Here is a 21,380-nt window from a genome sequence, read left to right on the forward strand (position 1 = left end):
TGAATATCGAAATCATTCCATGAAATTAAATATTTAATTTAGTAATAATTGTCTAACTTTTTTAAGGCACTTCAAAAATCGGGGGCTTTTTTATTTTACCTAAATGTTTTGGTAGAGGTTTTATGCTAAAATGTATCTTAGTATTCAGGGGGTTGAATTTTAATGTCGAATGTAAACGATAATCAACGATTTAAGGCTAAAATTGGAAATAAAAATTATACTTTTGTTGGAAAAAGTTCTTTTGAACATATGAAAACAGTTACTGATTTAATGAACAATCAGTTAGAACAAATAAAAGACCTTTCTCCCAGCATTAGTAATGAAGATGCATCTATTTTGTTAGCTTTTAATGCAATATCTGATCAATTGAAAATGCAAAAAAAATTGAATAAAATGACTGAAAATAATGATGATAAGGAAAATAAAGAATGATTTTAACGCTACTAATATGGGTTATATTAATTTTTTGTTTTATTAGGGGATATAAATTAGGCTTAGTTCAAGAGTTAATAATTTTGATAGGTTATTTAATTTCTTGGGTAGTGTCTTTAATTTATGCCGATGATCTTACTAACTTAATTCACATAGATAAAATCACCTCTAATCATGTATTGTCCAATTCAATTAGTTTTTTTATTATTTTTATTATCATGTTTATGATAGTTAAATGGGTTAAAAAATTTTTTAAAATTGTAAAGGTGATTCCACTAGTAAGAAACATTGATGCATTATTGGGCTCAATTGTGTCTATGTTTATGGCTTACATGACAATCTTTTTGATTTTAAATTTTTTGTTATTATTAAATATCTCCAACTTTAAAATTCAGTATAGTAAATCTAAGACAGCAAGCTTTATAGTTAACAAAACTCCTATTTTATCGCATGAGTTATACCAAAAATGGTTCCAATAATTAAATTATGATGGGGGAGAAATAATTTGAATAGTAAAGTTTTTGACACTTTAGAATATGCAAAAGTGAAAAAAAAAATACAGAAATATTTGACTACTAATAGTGGTGCTAATGAACTTAAAACATTGTTGCCAAGTTCTGATAAAAAAGTTGTTGAAAAATCACTAGATGAAACTGACGATGGTTTTAAGATTATACGTTTAAACTTAGCGATGCCAATTCCAAGAATTAGTGATATAACTTCATTTATGAAAAGATTACGTATTGATGGAATTCTAAGTAGCACTGAGCTTTCTAAAATAAAAGTTCTACTATCTTCCGTTAATGATTTGAATCGCTTTTTTATGAATTTGAAAGATGAAAAAGTTGAATTTAAATATTTGTATAAAGTTATCAATGATTTTCAACTAATGCCTTCAATCGCTCAAAGCTTAGCCTCTTCAATTGATGATAGTGGGAAAATATTGGACGATGCCTCGAGTGAATTGAGAGTAATTAGAAGACAAATTAAAGCTACAGAGGACACTATTCGTTCTAAGATGAACGGTACAATTAAACACCAAGCTAATAAATTAAGTGAAAGCATTATTACAATTCGTGATGGTAGATTTGTTGTTCCAGTTAAAGCAGAGTATAAGCAAAGTTTTGGTGGGATTGTACATGATCAAAGTGCTTCTGGACAAACACTTTATATGGAGCCAGCTAACGTTGTAGAATCTAATAACGATTTAAGACGTTATCAAATTACTCAAAAACAAGAAGAACGAAAAGTTTTGTTTAGACTTTCCAACATGCTAAGACCATATGAAAATGAAATTATAGATAATTTTAAAATATTAGGACACTTAGATTTAATTAATGCTAAAGCTATGTATGCAAGAGATTTAAAGGCCACTAAACCAGTCATATCTACTGATTGTTTTGTTAATTTAAAACAGGCTCGACATCCATTGATTGACCAGTCTAAGGTAGTCGCTAATGACATATCTTTAGGTAGAAAATATAAAACTGTAATTATCACTGGTCCTAATACAGGTGGTAAAACTATTACTTTAAAAACTTTAGGATTATTGCAATTAATGAGTCAATCTGGATTGTTCATACCAGTTTCTGAGGAGTCTAATATTGCTGTTTTTGATGATGTCTTTGCGGATATTGGTGACGATCAATCGATTGAACAAAATTTGAGTACATTTTCTTCACACATGGATAATATTGTTAACATTTTACATTCTATAACTGAGAAAAGTTTAGTTCTACTTGATGAATTAGGAGCAGGGACTGATCCTAATGAAGGAGCAGCCTTGGCAATGTCAATATTGGATTATATTGGCTCAGTTGATAGTACAGTAATGTCTACCACACATTATCCAGAGTTAAAGGCTTATGCTTATAATCGTAAAAGTACAATTAATGCTTCAATGGAATTTAACGTTGATAGTTTAGCCCCAACTTACCATTTGTTAATGGGAATTCCAGGACAAAGTAATGGGTTGAATATCGCTGAAAGATTAGGAATTAATGAAAGCATAATTAATGAAGCTAGATCTTTAACTAGTCAGGATAGCCAAGATTTAAATAATATGATTGTGGAATTAACTAATCAAACTAAAAAAGCTCGTGAAGACTATGAATTTATTCATAATCAACTTTTAGATTCAGAAAAATTACATCAAGAATTATCTGAAAAAGTATCTAAGTTTTATAGTCAAAGAGATAATCTAGTACGAAAGGCTAAAGAAGATGCTAATGAAATTGCATTGGACGCTAAAAATAAAGCTGACGCAATCATTAAAGATCTACATGAAAAACAAGCTAATTTAGGACAGGCTAGTTTTAAAGAAAATGAACTTATTAATGCACAAGGCCAGTTAAATTCTTTAACTTATGACATTAATTTGAAAAACAACAAAGTATTGAAAAAAGAAAAAGCAAAACACGATTTCCATAAGGGTGATGATGTTTTAGTTAAATCATATGGCCAACGTGGGGTACTTATTTCTAATTCTGGAAAAGATGAATGGATTGTTCAAATGGGCATCTTAAAAATGAAGATTAATACTGCAGATTTAGAAATTGTTAAAAATGATGATAGTAATAATCAAAGTAAATATACTCGAGTTAAAAGAACTAAATCTTCAGGAATGTCAACACAACTAGATTTAAGAGGACATCGTTATGACGATGCTATGCAAGAAGTTGATAGATATTTGGACGCAGCTATTTTAGCTGGATATCCATCGGTAACAATTATTCATGGTAAGGGTACTGGTGCTCTTCGTAAGGGTGTTAATAAGTTATTGAGTAAAGATCGAAGAGTTAAAAGTTATAATTATTCTCCTGCAAACGCGGGTGGAGATGGCTCTACAGTGGTAACTTTTTAGTTTTAAACCATAATAGTTGCAAGTTTTATTTATGCTGATATACTTACTTTTAGTAAATGAAAATAAGGAGTGATATTAATGGTTTCAGAAACAACAGATAAAACTTTTGAAAATGATACTAGTAAAGGTATTACTTTAACTGATTTCTGGGCTACTTGGTGTGGACCTTGTAGAATGCAATCTCCAGTAGTTGATGAATTAGCTGAAGAAATGAGCGATAAAGTTACTTTTAATAAAATGGATATTGACAAAAACCCAGAAACTCCTCAAAAATTAGGCATTATGAGTATACCAACATTACTTGTGAAAAAAGATGGGGAAATAGTTAAGAGTATTGTTGGATATCATAGTAAAGAACAATTAGCATCTATTTTAAATAATTTATAATAATAAAAAATGCATTAACTTTTAAGTTAATGCATTTTTTATTTGTTTATGATTTCAAAATCGTTTTCTTCACTTTGAGTATTAGAAGGTTGCTTTTGATCCATATGGACTCTTATTAAAACTACACCATTTTTATCTTCTTTTGGATTCATTTCTGCTTCAGCAACTACACCCATTTGTTGTTCAGTTATTTGTGCTAGAAAACCAGCTTCAAACATAAAGTCAGCATCAGAATCGTTTTTAATGCGTTTATCTACAACTTTGCCGCTTAAGTTCCATTGAACGCAGTTTGTACTTTCTGATTTTAGTTCTAAAATACCTAAACCGGTTTGCTTGAAAAAGATAATTAAATCTAATGCATCTTTTATTTTAAATTTACGAGCCATTTTTTTGCCGGCCCAATACATTATATTATGATTATCTTTACCCAATAAATCTTTGATTAGTTCATCTCTTAGAAAAAGTTCACCCCAAAAATCCTTAGTATCATCGTCTTTTATAACAGATTGATATAATTTTTCACTCATAACTAAATAACTCCAATTCATTAAATTGCTTATTACAATTATACATTTAATATTTGGAATATAAACAATATATAATTAATTTTTATATAATTATTGTTTCAAAATTAACATTAGCAGTATAATATAATTTCAAGCTGTTTTAGAAAGAAGGTTAAACATTGGATAATCGTGCAATTGGTTTTATGGATTCAGGTGTGGGTGGTCTAACTGTTATGAAAGAAGTTCAAAAAGAATTACCAAATGAAAATATGATATATTTTGGTGATGAATTAAGACTTCCATACGGTGAAAAAACAATTGAAGAAATTCAAAGTTATTCTCTACAAATTGCTAAATTTTTCTTGAAAAACAATGTAAAATTAATGGTAATTGCTTGTAATACAGCCACAGCTCGTTCTTTAGATATGCTGCAAGGTTTGTTACCAATTCCAGTTATTGGTGTTATAAAACCAGGTAGTAAGTTAGCTGTGAATAGCACTAAAAATAAAAAAATTGGAGTTATTGCTACCAGTAGTACAATTAATAGTAATTCGTATAAAAATACTATTAATAAGATTGATAAAGAAATTCATGTTTACAGTTTAGCTTGTCCTGAATTTGTTACAATGGTGGAAAATGAAAATTATAATGATTTTGAACATCAAGATAAAGTAAAATCTATTTTAAAGCCTATTATAAATTATAATATTGATACTTTGGTTTTGGGATGTACTCATTTTCCTATTATGAAAACATTGATTCAAAATGCTATGGGTAAACATGTTTTATTGGTTGATCCAGGTTTAGCTGTTACTCAAAGTGTCGAAGATGTTTTAAAAGACAATAGAATAAAAAATGATTCTAATAAAAAAGGTATTACTAAATTTTTTACTACAGGAAATGCAAGCTCATTTAGAAGAATTGCTGAAGACTGGTTAGATTATTCTGTTAACGTTTCAAGTATATCAATCAATCAATTGGAGGATTTGTAATCATGGGAAAAACTTTAATATTTGCCACAAATAATGATAATAAGGCTAGAGAATTTCAAGAAATGTTTAATCCATTAGGCATACATGTGAAAACTTTAAAAGATTTTCCCAATGCTAAAAGTGTATCTGAAGATGGCGATTCTTTTGAAGAAAACGCAACTTTAAAAGCTTTAAATTTACATAAACAAACACACTTGCCAGTGATTGCTGATGATTCAGGTTTGCAAGTTTTTTCATTAAATGGTGCTCCAGGAATCTATTCAGCACGCTATGCAGGAGATCATGATGATGATGCTAACAATCAAAAACTCTTAAAAGAATTATCTGATAAATCTAATCGAGATGCTCGATTCGTAACATGCTTAGTTTTAATTACACGAGATAATAGCAAGATTGTTGTACATGGATATTTAAATGGACAAATAACACATGAGCCAGTTGGATTTAATGGTTTTGGATATGACCCATTGTTTTACGTTCCTGAAAAGTGTAAAACGTTAGCTGAAATGAGCGATGATGAAAAAAACAATTTAAGCCATCGCGGAAATGCTTTGAACAAAATGTTGAACATTATTGAAAATAATTTTTTGAATTAATCTACTAATAATTGTAATGCTTTTTTTAAAATGCTATTCTTAACATAGAATACAAAAGGAGGGGTTGTTTATGACTGGTGGAGAGGTAGCTGCTTTACTAGCAGCTTTAGCTTTTATTGTTTTGGTTATTTTCTTATGTATGTTTATAAAAAAATTAATAAGAAACCTAGAAGAAATGGAAAGAACTATCAAATCAATATCAAGTGATGTGGATATGATTTCTAAGCAAGCCGAAAACGTACTAGCTAGTTCTAACACTTTGATAAAAGACATAGATGATAAACTTAACATAATTAATCCAGTATTTGATGCAGCAGCAGAAGTGGGACAGAGTGTTTCTGAATTTAATACTGCTACGCATGACTTTACAAGTAAATTCCGTAATCGTAACAAGACTTCTTTATTAACAAGATTTATTCCCATGGGAAGAAAAAATAAACGAAAATAGATATTTTACTAGGAGGTTTTTTTAATGGGTAAGAGTGGATTTTTATTAGGATTTGTTTCTGGAGTAGCAGCAACAGCTTATGCTGCATATCAAAAAATGAACGATGATCAAAAACAAAATTTAGTTAATAACACAAAGCAAATGGTTAATGATGTTAAAAACAGAGCTGTAGATTACACATTTTATGCTAGAGATTCATTTGACGATTTAAAAGATAAAGTTAGTGATAAAACTGATGAAGTAAAAGATACACTTTATAGTGCGGCTGATAAGGCTACTGACAAAGTAGATGATTATGCTGATAATAAAACTACACAATTCCACCAAGCAGCTGATAATTTAAGAAATGATTTAAAAGATGACAATGAAAAAGAAGAAGACATTGTCATTGATGGTGGATTTATACATCAAAATGCTGAAAATAAATAAAGTTTACTAGAAAAGAGATTGAATTTAATTCAATCTCTTTTTTTGTTTCTTGTTAATTAATATCTCTTCTGCTATATTAATTAAATGTAAGCGTTATACTAATTAAAATATTTAAGAAAGGACTCCAGTTTTATGAATAAACAGAATGTAACTATCTATGATGTTGCTAGAGAGTCTGGAGTTTCTATGGCAACTGTTTCTAGAGTTGTAAATGGAACATCCAACGTTAGACCTTCAACCAAAAAGAAGGTTATGGATGTTATTGATAAATTAAACTATAGACCTAACGAGGTAGCTCGAGGACTCGCTAGTAAAAGAACTACTACCGTTGGTGTTATCATTCCTGATGTGACTAATAATTATTTTGCATCATTGGCTCGAGGAATTGATGACATTGCTGCTATGTATAAATACAACATAATTTTAGCTAATTCAGATGGTAAGGAACAAAAAGAATTAAAGGTAATTAATACTTTGCTTTCTAAGCAAGTTGATGGAATTATATTTATGGGAAATGAAATTACTCCACTAATTAGAAAAAGTTTTAAAAATGCTAATATTCCCATTGTATTAGCAGGGTCAGTGGATTCTAAAAAAACGGTTCCAAGTGTAAATATAGATTATAAAAAAGCTATTGAAAATGTTACTTGTGAGTTAATTAAACATAATAATAATAAAATAGCTTTTGTTTCAGGTGATTTAAGACATTCTATCAATGCTGATCATCGATTAAAAGGATATTGTGAAGCTTTAAAGAAAAATAATTTGAAATATAACAGTGATTATGTGTTTGAAACTAATGAGAGCTATAAAGATGGTTATTCAATAGGTAAAGATATTTTTAATAAAAATATTGAAGCAGCTGTTGTAACAGATGATAGTTTAGCAGCTGGAATTTTAAATTGGATGAATGATCATAATGTTTCAATACCTAATCAATTTGAAATTATTACTAGTAATGATACACAAATTGCTGATATGATGCGACCTAAAATGAGTTCTATTACTCAACCTCTATATGATATTGGGGCTGTAGCTATGCGCTTGTTAACTAAAATTATGAATGGTGATATTGATGATGGTTACAAAGAACATGATATTTTACTTCAATATGGAGTGATTAACAGGGAAACCACTAAAAAATAGGAGATGATATTTTTTTATGATTGATGATAATAATCAAGAAATGACTCGATCTAAAAAATTTAAAAAAATTAATACCCCTGGTAAACATAAATTTTCTGTTTTTATGCTAATTATTTTTTTATTTGTATTTGTTTCAACTTTTACTTTTAAGCACAATTTGATAAATAAAGATGCTATTAACAAGGAACAAGTAACGAATGAAGTGGAAAAGCATATTAATTCTAATTATCAGAAGTATTTAACTCAACAGGGAATTAACGAAAATATACTTAGTAAAAGTTATATAGCTGACATAGTAGATATTGAAGTGGATAATATTTATACTCATGGAAGCTTAGAATTAACTACAAGGCAAGTTCAACCTACAGTGAATCAAGCGATTAGTAATGAGAATAGTAAAACGGCATTTAAAATACCTAATAACCCTAGTATTAACAAATACATTAGTAGACTTATAGTTAAGGGTTTTAATGAATATATTAATACTAGTGATAATCAAGAATTATTGATTAAATTTAAAACATTCCAGAAATGGTTGAATATCTCAATTATTTTAAGCGCATGTTTGGTGATTATAATTTTAATTTATTCACTATTTAGAGGATATTTTATTCACTTGATTAAATGGTCTTTGCTTTTAACTGCAATCTGTTTATTTATAGTTTATTTCACTTCTAATATTATAAATACATCGATGCCTATGATTTTAAAATATATTTCTTCAACGCATCTAGCTAGTTTTTATAACGATATGTGTTTTTATGGTTTAGTTTCTTTGATCACTAGTTTGTTATTATTTGTGATGCATAAATTTGTAAAGCCTTGATTATCAATATTCATATTGCTATAATTAAATCTGTTTGCAACTAAAAAGATAAGAAAATGAGAGGAGTGCTGAGATCATGTCAGGACATTCAAAATGGCATAACATTCAAGGTCGTAAAGGTGCCCAAGATAAAAAGCGTGGTAAAATTTTCCAAAAAATATCTCGTGACTTATATCAAGCCGCAAAAGCTGGGGGTCCAGAACCAGATGGTAATCCTCAACTTCGTTTGGTAATGGAAAAAGCTCGTGCAGCTAACATGCCTAAAGACAACGTACAACGTGCAATTGATAAAGCATCTGGTCTTGGTGGTGCTAAATATGATGAAATTACTTATGAAGGCTATGGACCTGGTGGTACTGCAATCATGGTTTCTTGTTTAACTGATAACAAGAACCGTACAGCTGCTGCTGTTCGTTCTGCTTTTACTCATCATGGGGGATCATTAGGTGCTAATGGTTCTGTTTCTTACATGTTTGATCGTAAAGGATACATTGTTATCTTACGTGATGGTTTAGATACTGATGAAGATAGCATGTTAATGGATGCTTTAGATGCAGGTGCTGAAGATATGAAAGCTACTGAAGATCAATTTGAAATCTTCACAGCTCCTTCAGACATGACTAGCGTAAGGGATGCATTACAAGATAAATATACTTTAGATACATCTGAAGTAAAAATGTTCCCTGAAACAATTACTGAAGTACCAGGTGACAAAGTTTCTCAATACACAGGATTAATCGATGAATTAGATGAAAACGATGATGTCCAAGATGTTTATGAAGCAGCTAAGTTACCAGAAGATGCTGAATAATTTTATTTAAAAAAGACTTGTAATTATTTTTAATTACAAGTCTTTTTTTAGTCTTATTTAATTACATATTTCGTATTTAAGTTTAGGAGGTGAAAAATTATTGAAAATTTATTTAATCAAATATTAAAAGCAGCCTATACTAGAAAAGTCTCGGATATTTATATATTACCAAAAGATAACTATTACGAAATTAAATTTAGAGGACCTACTTTTAATGAATTTTATAATAGTATGATTAATAAAGACGCACAACAATTAATTAATTTTTGCAAGTATACTGCTAATATGTCTGTAAGTGAACACCGTAGGCCACAAATGGGATCTGGTTTACAAAAAATTAACAGTGAAAATGTTTATTTAAGGTTTTCATCAGTTGGTGACTTCCGGCATCGTGATTCCATGGTTATTAGAATTTTATATAAATCTGTAGATTGCAAATATTATGATAAAAGTAATAACCCAATAGAACTTTTAAAACATCAATGTTTATCTAAAGGCATAGTTATTTTTGCGGGACCTACTGGTTCAGGTAAAACCACTTCGATTTATAATTTAGCTAAACATTATGGTAAAAATAAAATGGTAATGACTATTGAAGATCCTATTGAAATTCATGAAGAAGATTTTTTACAATTACAAGTTAATGCTAGTTCTAACATGAAATATGATGATTTACTTAAAGTAGGTTTGCGGAATCGACCAGATATATTTATAGTGGGCGAAATTAGAGACGAATATACCGCTGAAGTTGCAACTAAAGCAGCATTAAGTGGACATTTAGTTTTAAGTACTGTACATGCCAATAATCATAATGGAGTTATTAAAAGGCTTTTAAAATTAGGTATTAACGAGGATTATTTAAAATATGCTATTAATGCAGTAGTTTATCAAAACTTAATTTCGGATGTAGAAAATAAATTGTACTTACTAGCTACGGTTGCTACCAATGAAGATTTATTTAATAATCAAAGATCTGATGAACATTACAATATAGAATGGAACCAAAAATTAGATGAACTTTTACAAAATAAAAGGATTAGTACAAAGATTTATAACGAGACGATTTTATAATCATAAAATGAGCTTGTTTGAGCAAGCATATTTATTTAAAAAACTAAACGAGTTATTGTTGGTTGGTTTTTCAATAAGTGAAGCCATTGATTTTTTGTGCAAAATTGGTAAAAATTCTAAGTTAAATTTAGTTAAGTTAGGTATGAGTAATGGCTATTCATTTAGTTATAGTATTAGAAAATTAATTAACAATAATTTTTATAATCAACTATTGGTTAGTGAGAAAAATGGATCGCTAATTGAAACCTTAAATAGTTTAGGTGCTTTCACGAAAGCTTTAAATAATTATAATAAAAAACTCAAGAGTATATTAGTTTATCCATCAATTCTATCAGTAATGTTAGTTTTAGTAGTGTTTCTAATTAGTAACGTGATAATTCCACAAATGAATTCTGTGGATTCATATTTACTTTCACCAGTAAGTAGTTTGTGGGGAATTGCTGTAATTTTGATATTTATTATCGTTTTAATTAGCGGCCTTTATTATTTGTTAGAACGAATCAATCCGATAAATAAAGTAACTTTGATAACTAAGATACCTTTTTTAGGGAATGTTTATCTTAAATATTTGTCATATCAATTATCAATTAATCTAAGTTTATTTTTGAATAGTGGCTTAGATATTCGAAATATTATAGTTGTTATAAAGAAATTTGAAAAAAATACTATTGTATATCAATTAGCAGTGCTTTTAGATAATCATTTAAATAATGGCAAATCATATGTAGAATTTATTCATAAATATAATTTTATTCCTAATGAATATATTATTTTTATAAATCAAGGATTGTCTAATGTTGAACTTGCTAGACAATTTGAGGCTTTTGCTGATTTATCCTTTGAAAATATGGATAAAAAAATAAATCGTTTAATAAATGCTGTTCAACCATTAATTTTTTTAATAATTGGAATAGTCATTATTATCACTTACTTAAGCATATTATTGCCAGTTTATCAATCTATGAAAGGAATTTAATTTAATTGCATAAAAATAAACCAGCCTTTACTTTAATTGAAATGACAGTAGTTTTATTTATCATTTCATTACTAATACTTATTATCGTACCTAATTTATCATCACAGAAAAGCAAAGCTAATAAAATACATGCTAATGCAATGACTTTGGTTATTCAAAATCAAATTGACTCCTATTTAGACGATAAAGATGGAAAAGTAGATTATTCGAGTTTGCAAAATGATGGTTATTTAACTGAAAAGCAAGTAAAAAGCGCTAAACAAATGGGGCTTAGTATTAGAGATAATAAAGTTGTGAATGAAAAATAAAAAGTTAGCATTTACTTTATCAGAAACTATGATTACACTTTTAGTGACTTCTATAATAGTTAGTTTAATATTCTATTTTTCGCAAATAGATTTTACTAAATATCCAACTAATGCTTTTTTTAATAGTTTTCATAAAGAGTGGATACAAAATCAATCATTATCAAAACAAAATAAATTTAGTACTCAAGTTATAATTAATCGAAATGACCGGAAAGTTTATTTTATTAATCGATTAAAAAAAACTAGTTTAATTATTCCTAAAGGTTTAAACACATATAGTTCTATTGCTTTGAAAATAAATGCTAATGGATATACTAAACCTGGTACAATTTATTGGTATTCCAACGCCAATAAAACATATAAGCAAACTTTTCAAATGGGATGGGGAATATATCATATTAAAGAACAAAATGGCGTTTACAATCATTGATTCTATTTTAGCTTTATGTATTTTATCAACAGGATTATTGATATATTTTGATGCGATAAGTTATATTAATAATAAAACTGCTAAAAGTAGGGAGACTTTAGTTGAAAGCAGAAAGCAATATGAAAAAGTATGCAATAAAAAATAAATCAGGTTTCACTTTAATAGAGACATTATTGTCTCTATTTATTTTTTCTATTTTATCTTTAATAATAATTTCTGTGATAAGAATGAATATCAGTATCGCTAAACATCACAACTATACATCTGATTTTTATGTTTTTATTGATAATTTAGAATCTAATAAATTAAATTTTGAAGTTTCGGACGTATCATCAAATGATTTAGAATTAATTTCTAATCATAAAAAATATAATCTTTCAAAATATAAGAGTATGTTACGTTTTACCAATGAAAATAATCAAGGATATTTGCCCATGTTGGACAATGTAGTTAGTGTCCAATTTTCTAATTATAAAAATAAGGTGTTGATTAGAGTGATTTTTGATAATCATCAAGTATGTCAGGCTTATCTATTAAATAAGGGGTATAAATAATGTCAATATCTAAAAAGGGCTCGGCCACTTTTATTACAATTTTATTTTTATTACTTTTAACCTGGATGTTATATTATCGTTTATTGGATTGTAATAATGAGATCGAAACTAACAAGATTTTAGTAGAGAAGTATAATCATAAAACTAAATAATTTATTTTTTAGTATCTTGAATTTATTAATAAATTTCTGGTAATATGAGAGTAGTTATTATCTAATAAAATTAAAGGAGCTGAGTCTGCTGGCTGTAGAAAATATTGAGAATATATTTAAAGTATTAGATCAATCAAACACTTTATTAAAAAATAGTTTACAATTTTCGTATATGGATGCTTTCATTGAAACTTGTAATAACTTACTTGATGGTAAGGTTATGGTTGAAGATAACAAGCCTGATAATAACACAGTTAATAAACTAGATGAGTTGTATTCTAAAATTGACGTTAATACATTAGATAGTGAAACGGTTAGAAAAGTTATCCAGATGGTCATGATTAAGGCCATTACTCAAGATAAAATACAAGCTAATCATCAGATTACTCCTGATACCATAGCTTTTATAATTGGATATATTGTTACTAGAATATTTGAAAATTATAAGAGTTTAAGTATTCTAGACTTAGCAGCTGGAACTGGTAATTTGTTAACTGCTATCATGAATCAATTGCATACAGCTTTAAAAATTGATGTTAAAGGTGTTGGAATAGATAACGATGATTCAATGTTATCTATTGCTAATATTAATGCTCAATTGCAAAACAAACATGATGCACTTGAGTTGATTCACCAAGATTCTATCAATAATTTATTAGTAAATGATGTTGACTTAGTTGTTTCTGATTTACCAGTTGGATATTATCCAATTGATGAAAATGTGAAAAACTATCAAACTAAAGCTTCAAATGGTCATTCTTATGCTCACCATTTGCTAATAGAGCAAGGTATGAATCATGTTAAACAAGGCGGATTTGGAATATTTCTTGTACCAAGTAACATTTTTGAAACTAAAGAAGCTAAGGGTTTATTAAAATGGATACAAGATTCTGCTTATTTCCAAGGTTTATTAAATCTTCCTAAAGATATTTTTCAGGACAATAAAGCGCAAAAAGCAATTTTAATTTTACAAAAACATGGTAATCAAGCTAAACAGGTTGATCAAGTTATGATTGGGGAATTTCCATCTTTTAAAAATACTAAAGATTTTCAACGTTTTATTGCTGAAATCGTACAATGGGAAGAGAAAGATTTACTGTCAAATCATAAATAACTAAGGAGAGTTAAATAATTATGGAAAAATCAATTGCAATAAATGCAGGTAGTTCAACTTTAAAATTTAAGTTATTTGAAATGCCATCAGAAAAATTAATTTCTAGTGGTACTATTGATCGTATTGGATTAACTAAATCAGATGTATCCATTAAATACGGTGATGGTCAAAAATTTCATAAAACTATGGATATTAAAAATCATGAAGAAGCTATCAAATTAGTTTTAGATAAACTATTAAGTTTAGATATTATTAAGGATTATAATGAAATTACAGGTGTTGGTCACCGTGTAGTTGCTGGTGGAGAATACTTTACTGATTCAACAATTATTGATGATGATGTTTTACAAAAACTAGAAGATTTATCTGAATTAGCACCATTACACGAACCAGCTAATATTCTAGGAATTAAGGCTTTTAAACATATTCTACCTAATGTTATTAGTGTTGCTGTGTTTGATACTTCATTCCATACTTCTATGCCTGAAGAAAACTATATGTATGCATTGCCATACAAATACTATCGTGAATACAAAGCACGTAAGTATGGAGCTCATGGAACTAGTTATAGATACGTTTCAAGTAGAGCAGCAGCCATGTTAGGCAAGCCACTAGAAGATTTAAAATTAGTTGTAATGCACTTAGGTGCCGGAGCTTCTATTTGTGCTATTGATCATGGCAAGTCATTGGATACTTCAATGGGCTTTACACCATTAACTGGAATTATGATGGCAACTCGTTCAGGAGATGTTGATCCATCCTTACTTTCATACATTATGGAAAAAGATGGCATTTCAAATATGAGTGATATGATTAATACACTAAATAAAAAATCTGGTTTACTAGGTGTTTCTGAAGTTTCAGCTGATATGCGTGATTTGGAAGCTGTTCAAGATAGTAATCATCAAGCAGAACTTGCTAGAAATATGTACATGAATCGTATCGTTAGATATGTTGGTCAATATGTTGCTGAAATGAACGGTGTAGATGCAGTTGTATTCACTGCCGGTGTTGGTGAAAATGATATTGGAATTAGACAAGAAGTAGCTGATAAGTTGAGTTACTTTGGCATCGCTGTTGATCCTGAAAAGAATCATATTCGTGGTGTTGAAAGAGATATCAGTACTGAAGATGCAACTACTAAGACTTTATTAATTCCTACTAACGAAGAGTTAATGATTGTTAGAGATATTGAAAGATTAAAGAAATATTAAATGTTATCTTTGAATGATATGCAATTGTGCATGTCATTTTTTTCATTTTAAAATGAAAAAAAATCATCTTAACTGTAAAAAGTTGAATAAACGTTATTCTATTGCTCAATAACGTTATAAAAGTTTATTAGCATTATTAAACATTTATCTTTTTTAAATATATAATGGTTTCATAGAGTAACTTTAAGGAGGTTTTAGAATGTCTGAAAATATAAATTCAAATGATGATCAAATGTCTAAAGGATTAAAAAATAGACATGTTCAATTGATTGCATTAGGTGGAACGATTGGAACTGGTCTATTTTTAGGGGCAGGGCAATCTATTAATTTTGCAGGTCCTTCAATAATACTTTCGTATTTAATTGCTGGAATTGCATGTTTCTTTTTAATGCGTGCACTGGGAGAACTATTATTATCAGATTTAAATTGTCATTCTTACATTGACTTTATAACTAAATATTTAGGTGAAAAAATAGGATTTGTTGCCGGGTGGACTTACTGGGGATGCTGGATAACAATTGCGATGGCTGAGATTACCGCAGCTAGTTTGTACGTTCATTTTTGGTTTCCTAGTATTCCACAATGGCTGTCAGGTTTATTTTTCTTGTTAATATTATTTTTATTAAATTCATTTAACGTATCAGCCTTTGGTGAAACTGAATTTTGGTTTTCATTAATAAAAGTAGTTGCAATTTTAGCTCTAATAGTAATAGGAATGATACTAGTATTAATTGGTTTTAAAACTCCTATTGGTCATGCTAGCTTGGGAAATTTCTTTGGAAGCAATTTTTTTGCTAATGGTTTTAAAGGTTTCTTTTTAAGCTTTCAAATGGTTATATTCAGTTTTGCTGGAATTGAAATGATTGGGATGACTGCTTCAGAAACTCATAATCCTAACAAAGTGATTCCTAAAGCAATTAATGAAGTACCTATGAGAATTATTATTTTCTATATTGGTGCCTTATTGGTTTTGATGTGTATATATCCATGGAATCACATAAGTACGCAATCTAGTCCATTTGTTCAAGTATTTGAAAGTATAGGAATTAAGTCAGCGGCTGCTATTATTAACTTCGTAGTACTAACAGCGGCGGTATCAGCTTGTAATTCAGCAGTTTTCACCACCGGTAGAATGTTGTTTTCTTTAACTTATAATTCTAAAAAGAAATTTCCATCTAAGTTAGGTACTTTATCTAAAAACAAAATTCCTTTCAATGCTATCTTGTTTTCAATTGTTGTAATAGCAGTTTCACTAGTATTAAATAAATTAATTCCTAACGGAGTTTTTGCATTTATTTCTAGTATTGCAACCACTTGTTTCTTATTAATATGGGGATTAATTATTGTTGCACATTTGAAATATAGAAAAGTAATAAATCAAAAAAATGTAAATAATAAATTGACATTTAAGATGCCGCTATACCCACTATCTGATTATTTTGTATTAGGATTTTTTGCACTGGTAGCAATTGTGATGGTGTTTAAAGTTGACACTTTAATTGCATTAGTCGGTTCATTACTGTGGTTCTTACTTTTATTAGTCATTCATACTGTAAGCGAAAAAGGTTCTAATTAATTTTAGAACCTTTTTTGTTTTACAGCTGAATTTATTGTTATCATGTATATATTATGTCGGTTAAGGAGAATATGCTATGAAAGAAAAAATTGCAATATTACATACCAATGATTTACATTCTCATTTTGAAAATTGGCCTAAAATTAAAAGATTTATTATTAATGAACGTAAGCGATTGGAAAGTGATGGATATACGGTTCTAACTGTAGATTTAGGTGATGCTATGGATAGAGCACATCCATTAACTGAAGCAACTAATGGAAAAGCAAACGTTAAATTAATGAACGATATTCATTATGATGCTGCTACCATTGGCAATAATGAAGGACTCACAAATACTAAAGTACAGCTTAATCACATGTATGATGATGCTAACTTTGATGTTTTATTAGATAATATTGTTGACTCAGAAAATGGTAAAAAACCTAAATGGTCAATCCCACAAAAAACGGTTACTACTGATCAAGGAACTAGAATTATGCTAACCGGGATGACAGCACCTTATACTTCTACTTATACATTACAAGGGTGGACACCCATTGATGATCAAAAACAAATTCCATTATTTTTAAAACGTAATCATGAAAAATATGATGTTTTAGTATTGTTATCACATTTAGGAGTAAAGCAGGATCGAATAACAGCTAAAAATTATCCAGAATTTGATGTTATAATTGGTAGTCATACTCATCATTTATTTGTGAAGGGTGAGTTAGATAATGACGTTTTATTGGCAGCAGCTGGTAAATATGGGTACTATGTAGGAGAAATAACTTTAGAATTAGATGACCATAAGGTTACAAGTAAAAAAGCAAAAGTTTTTAAGACTGAAGACTTATTAAAATCAGATGCTGATGATGCAGATATTAACAATTGGGAGCTTAAAGGTGAAAATCTGTTAGCTAGTCATAAAGTAGCTAAAATTCCGCATGACATGAATAGTGATTTATTGCATCCATCTTCAATGGTAAATACAGCCCTAAATGCAATGAAAGAAAAAGCTGGTACAGATGCAGCAGTTATTAATTCAGGGATGTTTTTGGGTAATTTAAAAGCAGGCTTGATTGATAGAAATATGTTACATAAGCTCTTACCACACTCTATTCACGTTATGCGAACCAAACTGTTAGGGATTGATTTATGGCGTATGATTCAAGAAATGGAAAAAAATCGTAACTTTTTAGTTCCATATGAACAAAAAGGAATGGGTTTTCGTGGCAAGTATTTTGGTAATTTAAATTATTCAGGAATTAAATACGATGCAAAAGATGGTTCAGTTTACTATAACGGTAAGATAGTTATTCCTAACAAATACTATACAATTGCTCTTTTAGATCATTATATATTTATTCCATTTTTCCCAACTATATCGATAATGGGGGAAAATGATATGCTATATGATGAAATGCTAAGAGAAGTATTTGCTGATTATTTAGCTAAAAAATACCCAATTAAATAGTTTTATAGTGGAGGTGTTTTTATTGGACAGAAAAAAGATGGATGAATTAGTTGATGAACGCAAAAACAGTCGTAGAACTCTGGCAAAAATTGAGCAAGTTGATGGTGAAACTGTTTTGATCAATAATCACACTTACAAAATTATTTGTAATAAAAACAATTCTTTTAATATAGATGATTTTAAAGATCGTTATAATCCTATATTTAGTAAATATGATTTTATTGTTGGCGATTATGGATATGACAGTTTACGTTTAAAGGGCTTTTATATCGATGGGAAAAGAGTTCCTAAAGCTATTCAATATAGTTCTATAGATGATTACTTGCTGGAATATTGTAATTTAGGGGCTCTTTATTTTGTTCTAAACAATTTAGAAGTTAAAAATCAAGGTCCTGAATATGAAAGTAATAATAAACGTCGTACTGGTAATAAGAAAAGGCGTAGTCATAAATTTGTTGAAAAGAAAATATCTTCAAAACGTAGAAGTGTTAAAAAATCTAATAAGCAAAAATTATTTGCAAAATCTAAAAACAACAAGCATCCTTTTAAAATCATGCAAAACAATAAGTAAGGAGTTTAATACATGTCAAATTATAAAGGTTATTTTATTGATTTAGATGGTACTATTTATGCAGGCAAAAAAAGAATTGCTGCAGCCAAAAGATTTATAGAAAAACTTCAAGCAAACAATATTCCGTTTTTATTCGTAACGAATAATACTACTAAAATGCCCAGTGACGTAGTGAAAAACTTAGCTCAAAATCATGACATTCATGTTTCTGAAAGCAACGTTTACACTGCTGGATTGGCAACTGCTGACTATATGGATAAAATTGCTAGTGATAGTGAAAGAAAAGTTTATGTTATTGGTGAGCAGGGGTTAAATACAGCCTTAAGAAATAAGCAATTTAACATTACTGATGATAATCCTAACTATGTAGTAGTTGGGTTAGATACAGACGTTACTTATGATAAATTTTGTACAGCTGTTTTAGCCATTCAAAGTGGGGCTACTTTTATAGGTACTAATCCAGATACGAATATTCCAAATGAAAAGGGGATGTTACCAGGAGCAGGGTCATTGGTGGAACTAGTTAAATATGCTACTCAAACGGAACCTATTGTGATTGGTAAACCTAAAAGTATTATTTTGAAAAACGCATTAGATATTATTGGACTAGAAAAACAAGACGTAGTTATGGTAGGAGATAACTATATGACTGATATTTCTGCAGGAATTAATTTTGGAATTGATACTTTATTGGTTTACACGGGAGTATCAACACCAGAACAAGTTAAACAGAAGAATATTAAACCAACCCATGAAATTGATAGTTTTGATAATTGGCAAATATAAATCATGCTTTTTAAAAGTTTAAAGTTATATAGTTTTGGATTTGCTTTATTAATTCTGGTAGCTGCTACTACATTAGCTATCTTTTTAGTATTAAACATCTCTTTTCTATATATGTTTCATCTAAAAATTTTTCACTTAGAACTTTTTAAACAGTATACGAGTAGTACTATACATTCAACCTATAAAAGTATTATCTATTATTTGCAGTCACCCTTTGTTAATCATATGGATGTACATCCTTTTAGTCTAAGTTATCAAGGAAATATTCATTTCAGGGATGTTAAAAGACTTATTATATTTAATAATAGTTTGATGGGTTTAACGATTTTGCTATTTTATAGATTGTATTTCAAATTATATAAACGTAAGCAAAGGTGGATGATCATAGAATCATTACGAAGAATTAATTTGATAATATATTTATTTTTAGTATTCTGTTTAGCTGATTTTAAATCTGCTTTTATTAGCTTTCATAAACTATTTTTTAGTAATAATTATTGGATTTTTAATTTAAAAAATGACTCTTTAATTAAAATTCTTCCTATTGATTTCTTTGCACAATCTTTTTTAATTATCGTATTATTTATTTTAATTGTTAATCATGTTTTTATTAGGTTAGGCAAAATAGATTTAAAAAAATAACCCATATCTTCCTTAAAAGAATATGGGTTATTTTTTATTTGTTTTTGATTTTATTCTTTATCACTTCAAAAATAATTGGTATTAATGATATAAATAGAATTCCTAGTACTACAATTGAAAAATTGTCTTGAACAAATTTTATATTTCCAAAGAAATATCCAGCTCCACAAAATAAGAATACCCATATTAAGCAAGAAGGGATATTGTACTTTGCAAATCTTTTATAATCATAATGACTACTTGCTGCTATAAATGGTACGAATGTTCTCATTATTGGGACAAATCTTGCAATGAATATAGCAAAATTACCATATCTATTAAAAAACTCTTCAGCAGCTTTTAATTGCTTAGGTTTAATTATCTTATTTAAAATAGAGTTTCCGGATTCTATTTTTTTGCCTAATACGCTTCCAAATTTGAAGTTTAACGAATCTCCTCCAATAGAAGCAATTAAAAATATTAAAATAAATATCCAAATATTTAAATTGTAATCTGGATTAGCCGATATGGCAGAAGCTGCGAATAAAAGTGAATCTCCAGGTAAAAATGGAAGTATTACAGCTCCAGTTTCTAAAAATATGATGCTAAACAGAATAAAATATGTCCAGTCTCCAAAAAAATTGACTATATTTATAATGTGTTTATCAATATGAATAACAAAATCTATAAAAAAACTCATTTGAATGTTCTACACCTTTCTCTTTTTATCAATTATATCAAAATCCCTTTATTTCAATTATATTATTTACATTCATTTTAAATATTTTTAATATAAATATAGTTATAAATGCTTTGCTAACGGCAATTTTATGATCTTTTTAAATTGTTTAAATTTTTTTATGAAAAAAGGTTGACGGTGATATATAATCTTGATATACTAGTTTCTGTTGTTAAGGACGACAAACAAAAAAGCATATCTTAAAATATTCAATCAAAAAAATATTTAAAAAATTGCTTGACTTAATAAAAATAAAATGTTATTATTAAATAGTTGTCGTTAATGAGATAACAAAACAGATTAGATCTTTGAAAACTGAACAAGATTTTGATAATCGATGATGTGTAAGGAACTTACGGAAGTAAGTAATTAA

Annotated in this window: 25 protein-coding genes and 1 pseudogene; 24 read left to right on the forward strand and 2 right to left on the reverse strand. The window is 28.5% G+C overall.

All coding sequences use genetic code 11. The annotated features are described in order from the left end of the window. The first annotated feature begins 162 nt into the window (after positions 1-162). The 4 genes from K5Q11_RS06645 to trxA all read left to right on the forward strand — a co-directional run bounded on the left by K5Q11_RS06645 (position 163) and on the right by trxA (position 3,682). Positions 163-432: a cell division protein ZapA gene (locus K5Q11_RS06645; protein WP_220752181.1), complete on the forward strand. Its 270-nt coding sequence runs from the start codon at positions 163-165 to the stop codon at positions 430-432. Next, a complete protein-coding gene (locus K5Q11_RS07590; RefSeq protein WP_220752184.1) occupies positions 429-911 on the forward strand; it encodes a CvpA family protein in 483 nt (160 codons plus the stop codon). Before K5Q11_RS06645 ends, K5Q11_RS07590 begins: the two co-directional genes overlap by 4 nt. A 26-nt stretch (positions 912-937) precedes the next feature. Next, positions 938-3,295 carry an endonuclease MutS2 gene (locus K5Q11_RS06655; RefSeq protein WP_220752186.1) on the forward strand — a complete coding sequence of 786 codons (2,358 nt, stop codon included), beginning with the start codon at positions 938-940 and terminating at the stop codon, positions 3,293-3,295. Positions 3,296-3,373: 78 nt separating this feature from the next. Beyond that, complete coding sequence (trxA, locus tag K5Q11_RS06660; protein ID WP_220728134.1) at positions 3,374-3,682, forward strand: thioredoxin; 309 nt, start codon at positions 3,374-3,376, stop codon at positions 3,680-3,682. Positions 3,683-3,720: 38 nt separating this feature from the next. Here trxA and K5Q11_RS06665 read toward each other — a convergent pair whose 3' ends face one another. Further along, a complete protein-coding gene (locus tag K5Q11_RS06665) occupies positions 3,721-4,209 on the reverse strand; it encodes a DUF2507 domain-containing protein (protein ID WP_220752188.1) in 489 nt (162 codons plus the stop codon). Between the two features lie 158 nt (positions 4,210-4,367). On the opposite strand from K5Q11_RS06665, the gene murI reads away from it, so the two are divergent. The 20 genes and pseudogenes from murI to K5Q11_RS07600 all read left to right on the forward strand — a co-directional run bounded on the left by murI (position 4,368) and on the right by K5Q11_RS07600 (position 20,289). Continuing rightward, positions 4,368-5,180, forward strand: coding sequence for a glutamate racemase (gene murI / locus K5Q11_RS06670; RefSeq protein ID WP_220752190.1), 813 nt, complete (start codon positions 4,368-4,370; stop codon positions 5,178-5,180). Between the two features lie 2 nt (positions 5,181-5,182). Continuing rightward, positions 5,183-5,776: an XTP/dITP diphosphatase gene (locus K5Q11_RS06675; RefSeq protein ID WP_220752192.1), complete on the forward strand. Its 594-nt coding sequence runs from the start codon at positions 5,183-5,185 to the stop codon at positions 5,774-5,776. 70 nt (positions 5,777-5,846) lie between these two features. Beyond that, the gene (locus tag K5Q11_RS06680; RefSeq protein ID WP_220752194.1) at positions 5,847-6,224 is read left to right on the forward strand and encodes a DUF948 domain-containing protein; all 378 of its coding nucleotides are present in this window, start codon (positions 5,847-5,849) and stop codon (positions 6,222-6,224) included. 24 nt (positions 6,225-6,248) lie between these two features. Further along, a complete protein-coding gene (locus K5Q11_RS06685; RefSeq protein ID WP_220752195.1) occupies positions 6,249-6,653 on the forward strand; it encodes a hypothetical protein in 405 nt (134 codons plus the stop codon). A 132-nt stretch (positions 6,654-6,785) separates the two neighbouring features. After that, positions 6,786-7,799 carry a catabolite control protein A gene (gene ccpA / locus K5Q11_RS06690; protein WP_220752197.1) on the forward strand — a complete coding sequence of 338 codons (1,014 nt, stop codon included), beginning with the start codon at positions 6,786-6,788 and terminating at the stop codon, positions 7,797-7,799. A gap of 16 nt (positions 7,800-7,815) precedes the next feature. After that, positions 7,816-8,625, forward strand: coding sequence for a hypothetical protein (locus K5Q11_RS06695; protein WP_220752199.1), 810 nt, complete (start codon positions 7,816-7,818; stop codon positions 8,623-8,625). Positions 8,626-8,701: 76 nt separating this feature from the next. Continuing rightward, positions 8,702-9,436: a YebC/PmpR family DNA-binding transcriptional regulator gene (locus K5Q11_RS06700; RefSeq protein WP_220728126.1), complete on the forward strand. Its 735-nt coding sequence runs from the start codon at positions 8,702-8,704 to the stop codon at positions 9,434-9,436. A 99-nt stretch (positions 9,437-9,535) separates the two neighbouring features. Continuing rightward, positions 9,536-10,507, forward strand: coding sequence for a competence type IV pilus ATPase ComGA (gene comGA, locus K5Q11_RS06705; RefSeq protein WP_444541831.1), 972 nt, complete (start codon positions 9,536-9,538; stop codon positions 10,505-10,507). 7 nt (positions 10,508-10,514) lie between these two features. After that, entirely contained in the window at positions 10,515-11,483 is a 969-nt protein-coding gene (locus K5Q11_RS06710; RefSeq protein WP_220752201.1) for a type II secretion system F family protein, read from the forward strand. 5 nt (positions 11,484-11,488) lie between these two features. Further along, positions 11,489-11,791 (forward strand): competence type IV pilus major pilin ComGC, encoded by a 303-nt coding sequence (gene comGC / locus K5Q11_RS06715; protein ID WP_283095934.1) that lies wholly within the window; start codon positions 11,489-11,491, stop codon positions 11,789-11,791. Next, positions 11,781-12,221, forward strand: a complete 441-nt coding sequence (locus tag K5Q11_RS06720) for a hypothetical protein (protein ID WP_220752203.1) — start codon at positions 11,781-11,783, stop codon at positions 12,219-12,221. Before comGC ends, K5Q11_RS06720 begins: the two co-directional genes overlap by 11 nt. Positions 12,222-12,340: 119 nt before the next feature. Beyond that, positions 12,341-12,430, forward strand: a pseudogene (locus tag K5Q11_RS07595) (PulJ/GspJ family protein); the annotation flags it as partial. An 18-nt stretch (positions 12,431-12,448) separates the two neighbouring features. Further along, a complete protein-coding gene (locus tag K5Q11_RS06725) occupies positions 12,449-12,775 on the forward strand; it encodes a competence type IV pilus minor pilin ComGF (protein ID WP_251067930.1) in 327 nt (108 codons plus the stop codon). 264 nt (positions 12,776-13,039) lie between these two features. Next, the gene (locus tag K5Q11_RS06730) at positions 13,040-14,041 is read left to right on the forward strand and encodes a class I SAM-dependent methyltransferase (protein ID WP_373311507.1); all 1,002 of its coding nucleotides are present in this window, start codon (positions 13,040-13,042) and stop codon (positions 14,039-14,041) included. A gap of 20 nt (positions 14,042-14,061) precedes the next feature. Further along, positions 14,062-15,255 (forward strand): acetate/propionate family kinase, encoded by a 1,194-nt coding sequence (locus tag K5Q11_RS06735; RefSeq protein WP_220752207.1) that lies wholly within the window; start codon positions 14,062-14,064, stop codon positions 15,253-15,255. Between the two features lie 199 nt (positions 15,256-15,454). Then, positions 15,455-16,831, forward strand: coding sequence for an amino acid permease (locus K5Q11_RS06740; RefSeq protein ID WP_220752209.1), 1,377 nt, complete (start codon positions 15,455-15,457; stop codon positions 16,829-16,831). Between the two features lie 76 nt (positions 16,832-16,907). Further along, a complete protein-coding gene (locus K5Q11_RS06745) occupies positions 16,908-18,290 on the forward strand; it encodes a bifunctional metallophosphatase/5'-nucleotidase (protein ID WP_220752211.1) in 1,383 nt (460 codons plus the stop codon). Positions 18,291-18,312: 22 nt separating this feature from the next. Then, positions 18,313-18,861 carry a YutD family protein gene (locus K5Q11_RS06750; RefSeq protein ID WP_220752213.1) on the forward strand — a complete coding sequence of 183 codons (549 nt, stop codon included), beginning with the start codon at positions 18,313-18,315 and terminating at the stop codon, positions 18,859-18,861. A 12-nt stretch (positions 18,862-18,873) separates the two neighbouring features. Further along, positions 18,874-19,647 (forward strand): TIGR01457 family HAD-type hydrolase, encoded by a 774-nt coding sequence (locus K5Q11_RS06755; protein ID WP_220752215.1) that lies wholly within the window; start codon positions 18,874-18,876, stop codon positions 19,645-19,647. Between the two features lie 3 nt (positions 19,648-19,650). After that, entirely contained in the window at positions 19,651-20,289 is a 639-nt protein-coding gene (locus K5Q11_RS07600; protein WP_220752217.1) for a TIGR01906 family membrane protein, read from the forward strand. 34 nt (positions 20,290-20,323) lie between these two features. Here the strand turns inward: K5Q11_RS07600 and K5Q11_RS06765 are convergent, their stop codons facing one another. After that, entirely contained in the window at positions 20,324-20,968 is a 645-nt protein-coding gene (locus K5Q11_RS06765) for a VTT domain-containing protein (RefSeq protein WP_220752219.1), read from the reverse strand. Positions 20,969-21,380: the final 412 nt, after the last annotated feature.

The organism is Apilactobacillus xinyiensis (assembly GCF_019656235.1).
In the GTDB taxonomy this organism is placed as follows: domain Bacteria; phylum Bacillota; class Bacilli; order Lactobacillales; family Lactobacillaceae; genus Apilactobacillus; species Apilactobacillus xinyiensis.

Excerpts from the sequence above, each read along its gene's own strand:
- K5Q11_RS06645 (WP_220752181.1), top strand. The coding sequence starts at position 163 with ATGTCGAATGTAAACGATAATCAACGATTTAAGGCTAAAATTGGAAAT.
- K5Q11_RS07590 (WP_220752184.1), top strand. The coding sequence starts at position 429 with ATGATTTTAACGCTACTAATATGGGTTATATTAATTTTTTGTTTTATT.
- trxA (WP_220728134.1), top strand. The coding sequence starts at position 3,374 with ATGGTTTCAGAAACAACAGATAAAACTTTTGAAAATGATACTAGTAAA.
- K5Q11_RS06665 (WP_220752188.1), bottom strand. The coding sequence starts at position 4,209 with ATGAGTGAAAAATTATATCAATCTGTTATAAAAGACGATGATACTAAG.
- K5Q11_RS06675 (WP_220752192.1), top strand. The coding sequence starts at position 5,183 with ATGGGAAAAACTTTAATATTTGCCACAAATAATGATAATAAGGCTAGA.
- K5Q11_RS06680 (WP_220752194.1), top strand. The coding sequence starts at position 5,847 with ATGACTGGTGGAGAGGTAGCTGCTTTACTAGCAGCTTTAGCTTTTATT.
- K5Q11_RS06685 (WP_220752195.1), top strand. The coding sequence starts at position 6,249 with ATGGGTAAGAGTGGATTTTTATTAGGATTTGTTTCTGGAGTAGCAGCA.
- ccpA (WP_220752197.1), top strand. The coding sequence starts at position 6,786 with ATGAATAAACAGAATGTAACTATCTATGATGTTGCTAGAGAGTCTGGA.
- K5Q11_RS06695 (WP_220752199.1), top strand. The coding sequence starts at position 7,816 with ATGATTGATGATAATAATCAAGAAATGACTCGATCTAAAAAATTTAAA.
- K5Q11_RS06700 (WP_220728126.1), top strand. The coding sequence starts at position 8,702 with ATGTCAGGACATTCAAAATGGCATAACATTCAAGGTCGTAAAGGTGCC.
- K5Q11_RS06710 (WP_220752201.1), top strand. The coding sequence starts at position 10,515 with ATGAGCTTGTTTGAGCAAGCATATTTATTTAAAAAACTAAACGAGTTA.
- K5Q11_RS06720 (WP_220752203.1), top strand. The coding sequence starts at position 11,781 with ATGAAAAATAAAAAGTTAGCATTTACTTTATCAGAAACTATGATTACA.
- K5Q11_RS06725 (WP_251067930.1), top strand. The coding sequence starts at position 12,449 with ATGAATATCAGTATCGCTAAACATCACAACTATACATCTGATTTTTAT.
- K5Q11_RS06735 (WP_220752207.1), top strand. The coding sequence starts at position 14,062 with ATGGAAAAATCAATTGCAATAAATGCAGGTAGTTCAACTTTAAAATTT.
- K5Q11_RS06740 (WP_220752209.1), top strand. The coding sequence starts at position 15,455 with ATGTCTGAAAATATAAATTCAAATGATGATCAAATGTCTAAAGGATTA.
- K5Q11_RS06745 (WP_220752211.1), top strand. The coding sequence starts at position 16,908 with ATGAAAGAAAAAATTGCAATATTACATACCAATGATTTACATTCTCAT.
- K5Q11_RS06755 (WP_220752215.1), top strand. The coding sequence starts at position 18,874 with ATGTCAAATTATAAAGGTTATTTTATTGATTTAGATGGTACTATTTAT.
- K5Q11_RS07600 (WP_220752217.1), top strand. The coding sequence starts at position 19,651 with ATGCTTTTTAAAAGTTTAAAGTTATATAGTTTTGGATTTGCTTTATTA.
- K5Q11_RS06765 (WP_220752219.1), bottom strand. The coding sequence starts at position 20,968 with ATGAGTTTTTTTATAGATTTTGTTATTCATATTGATAAACACATTATA.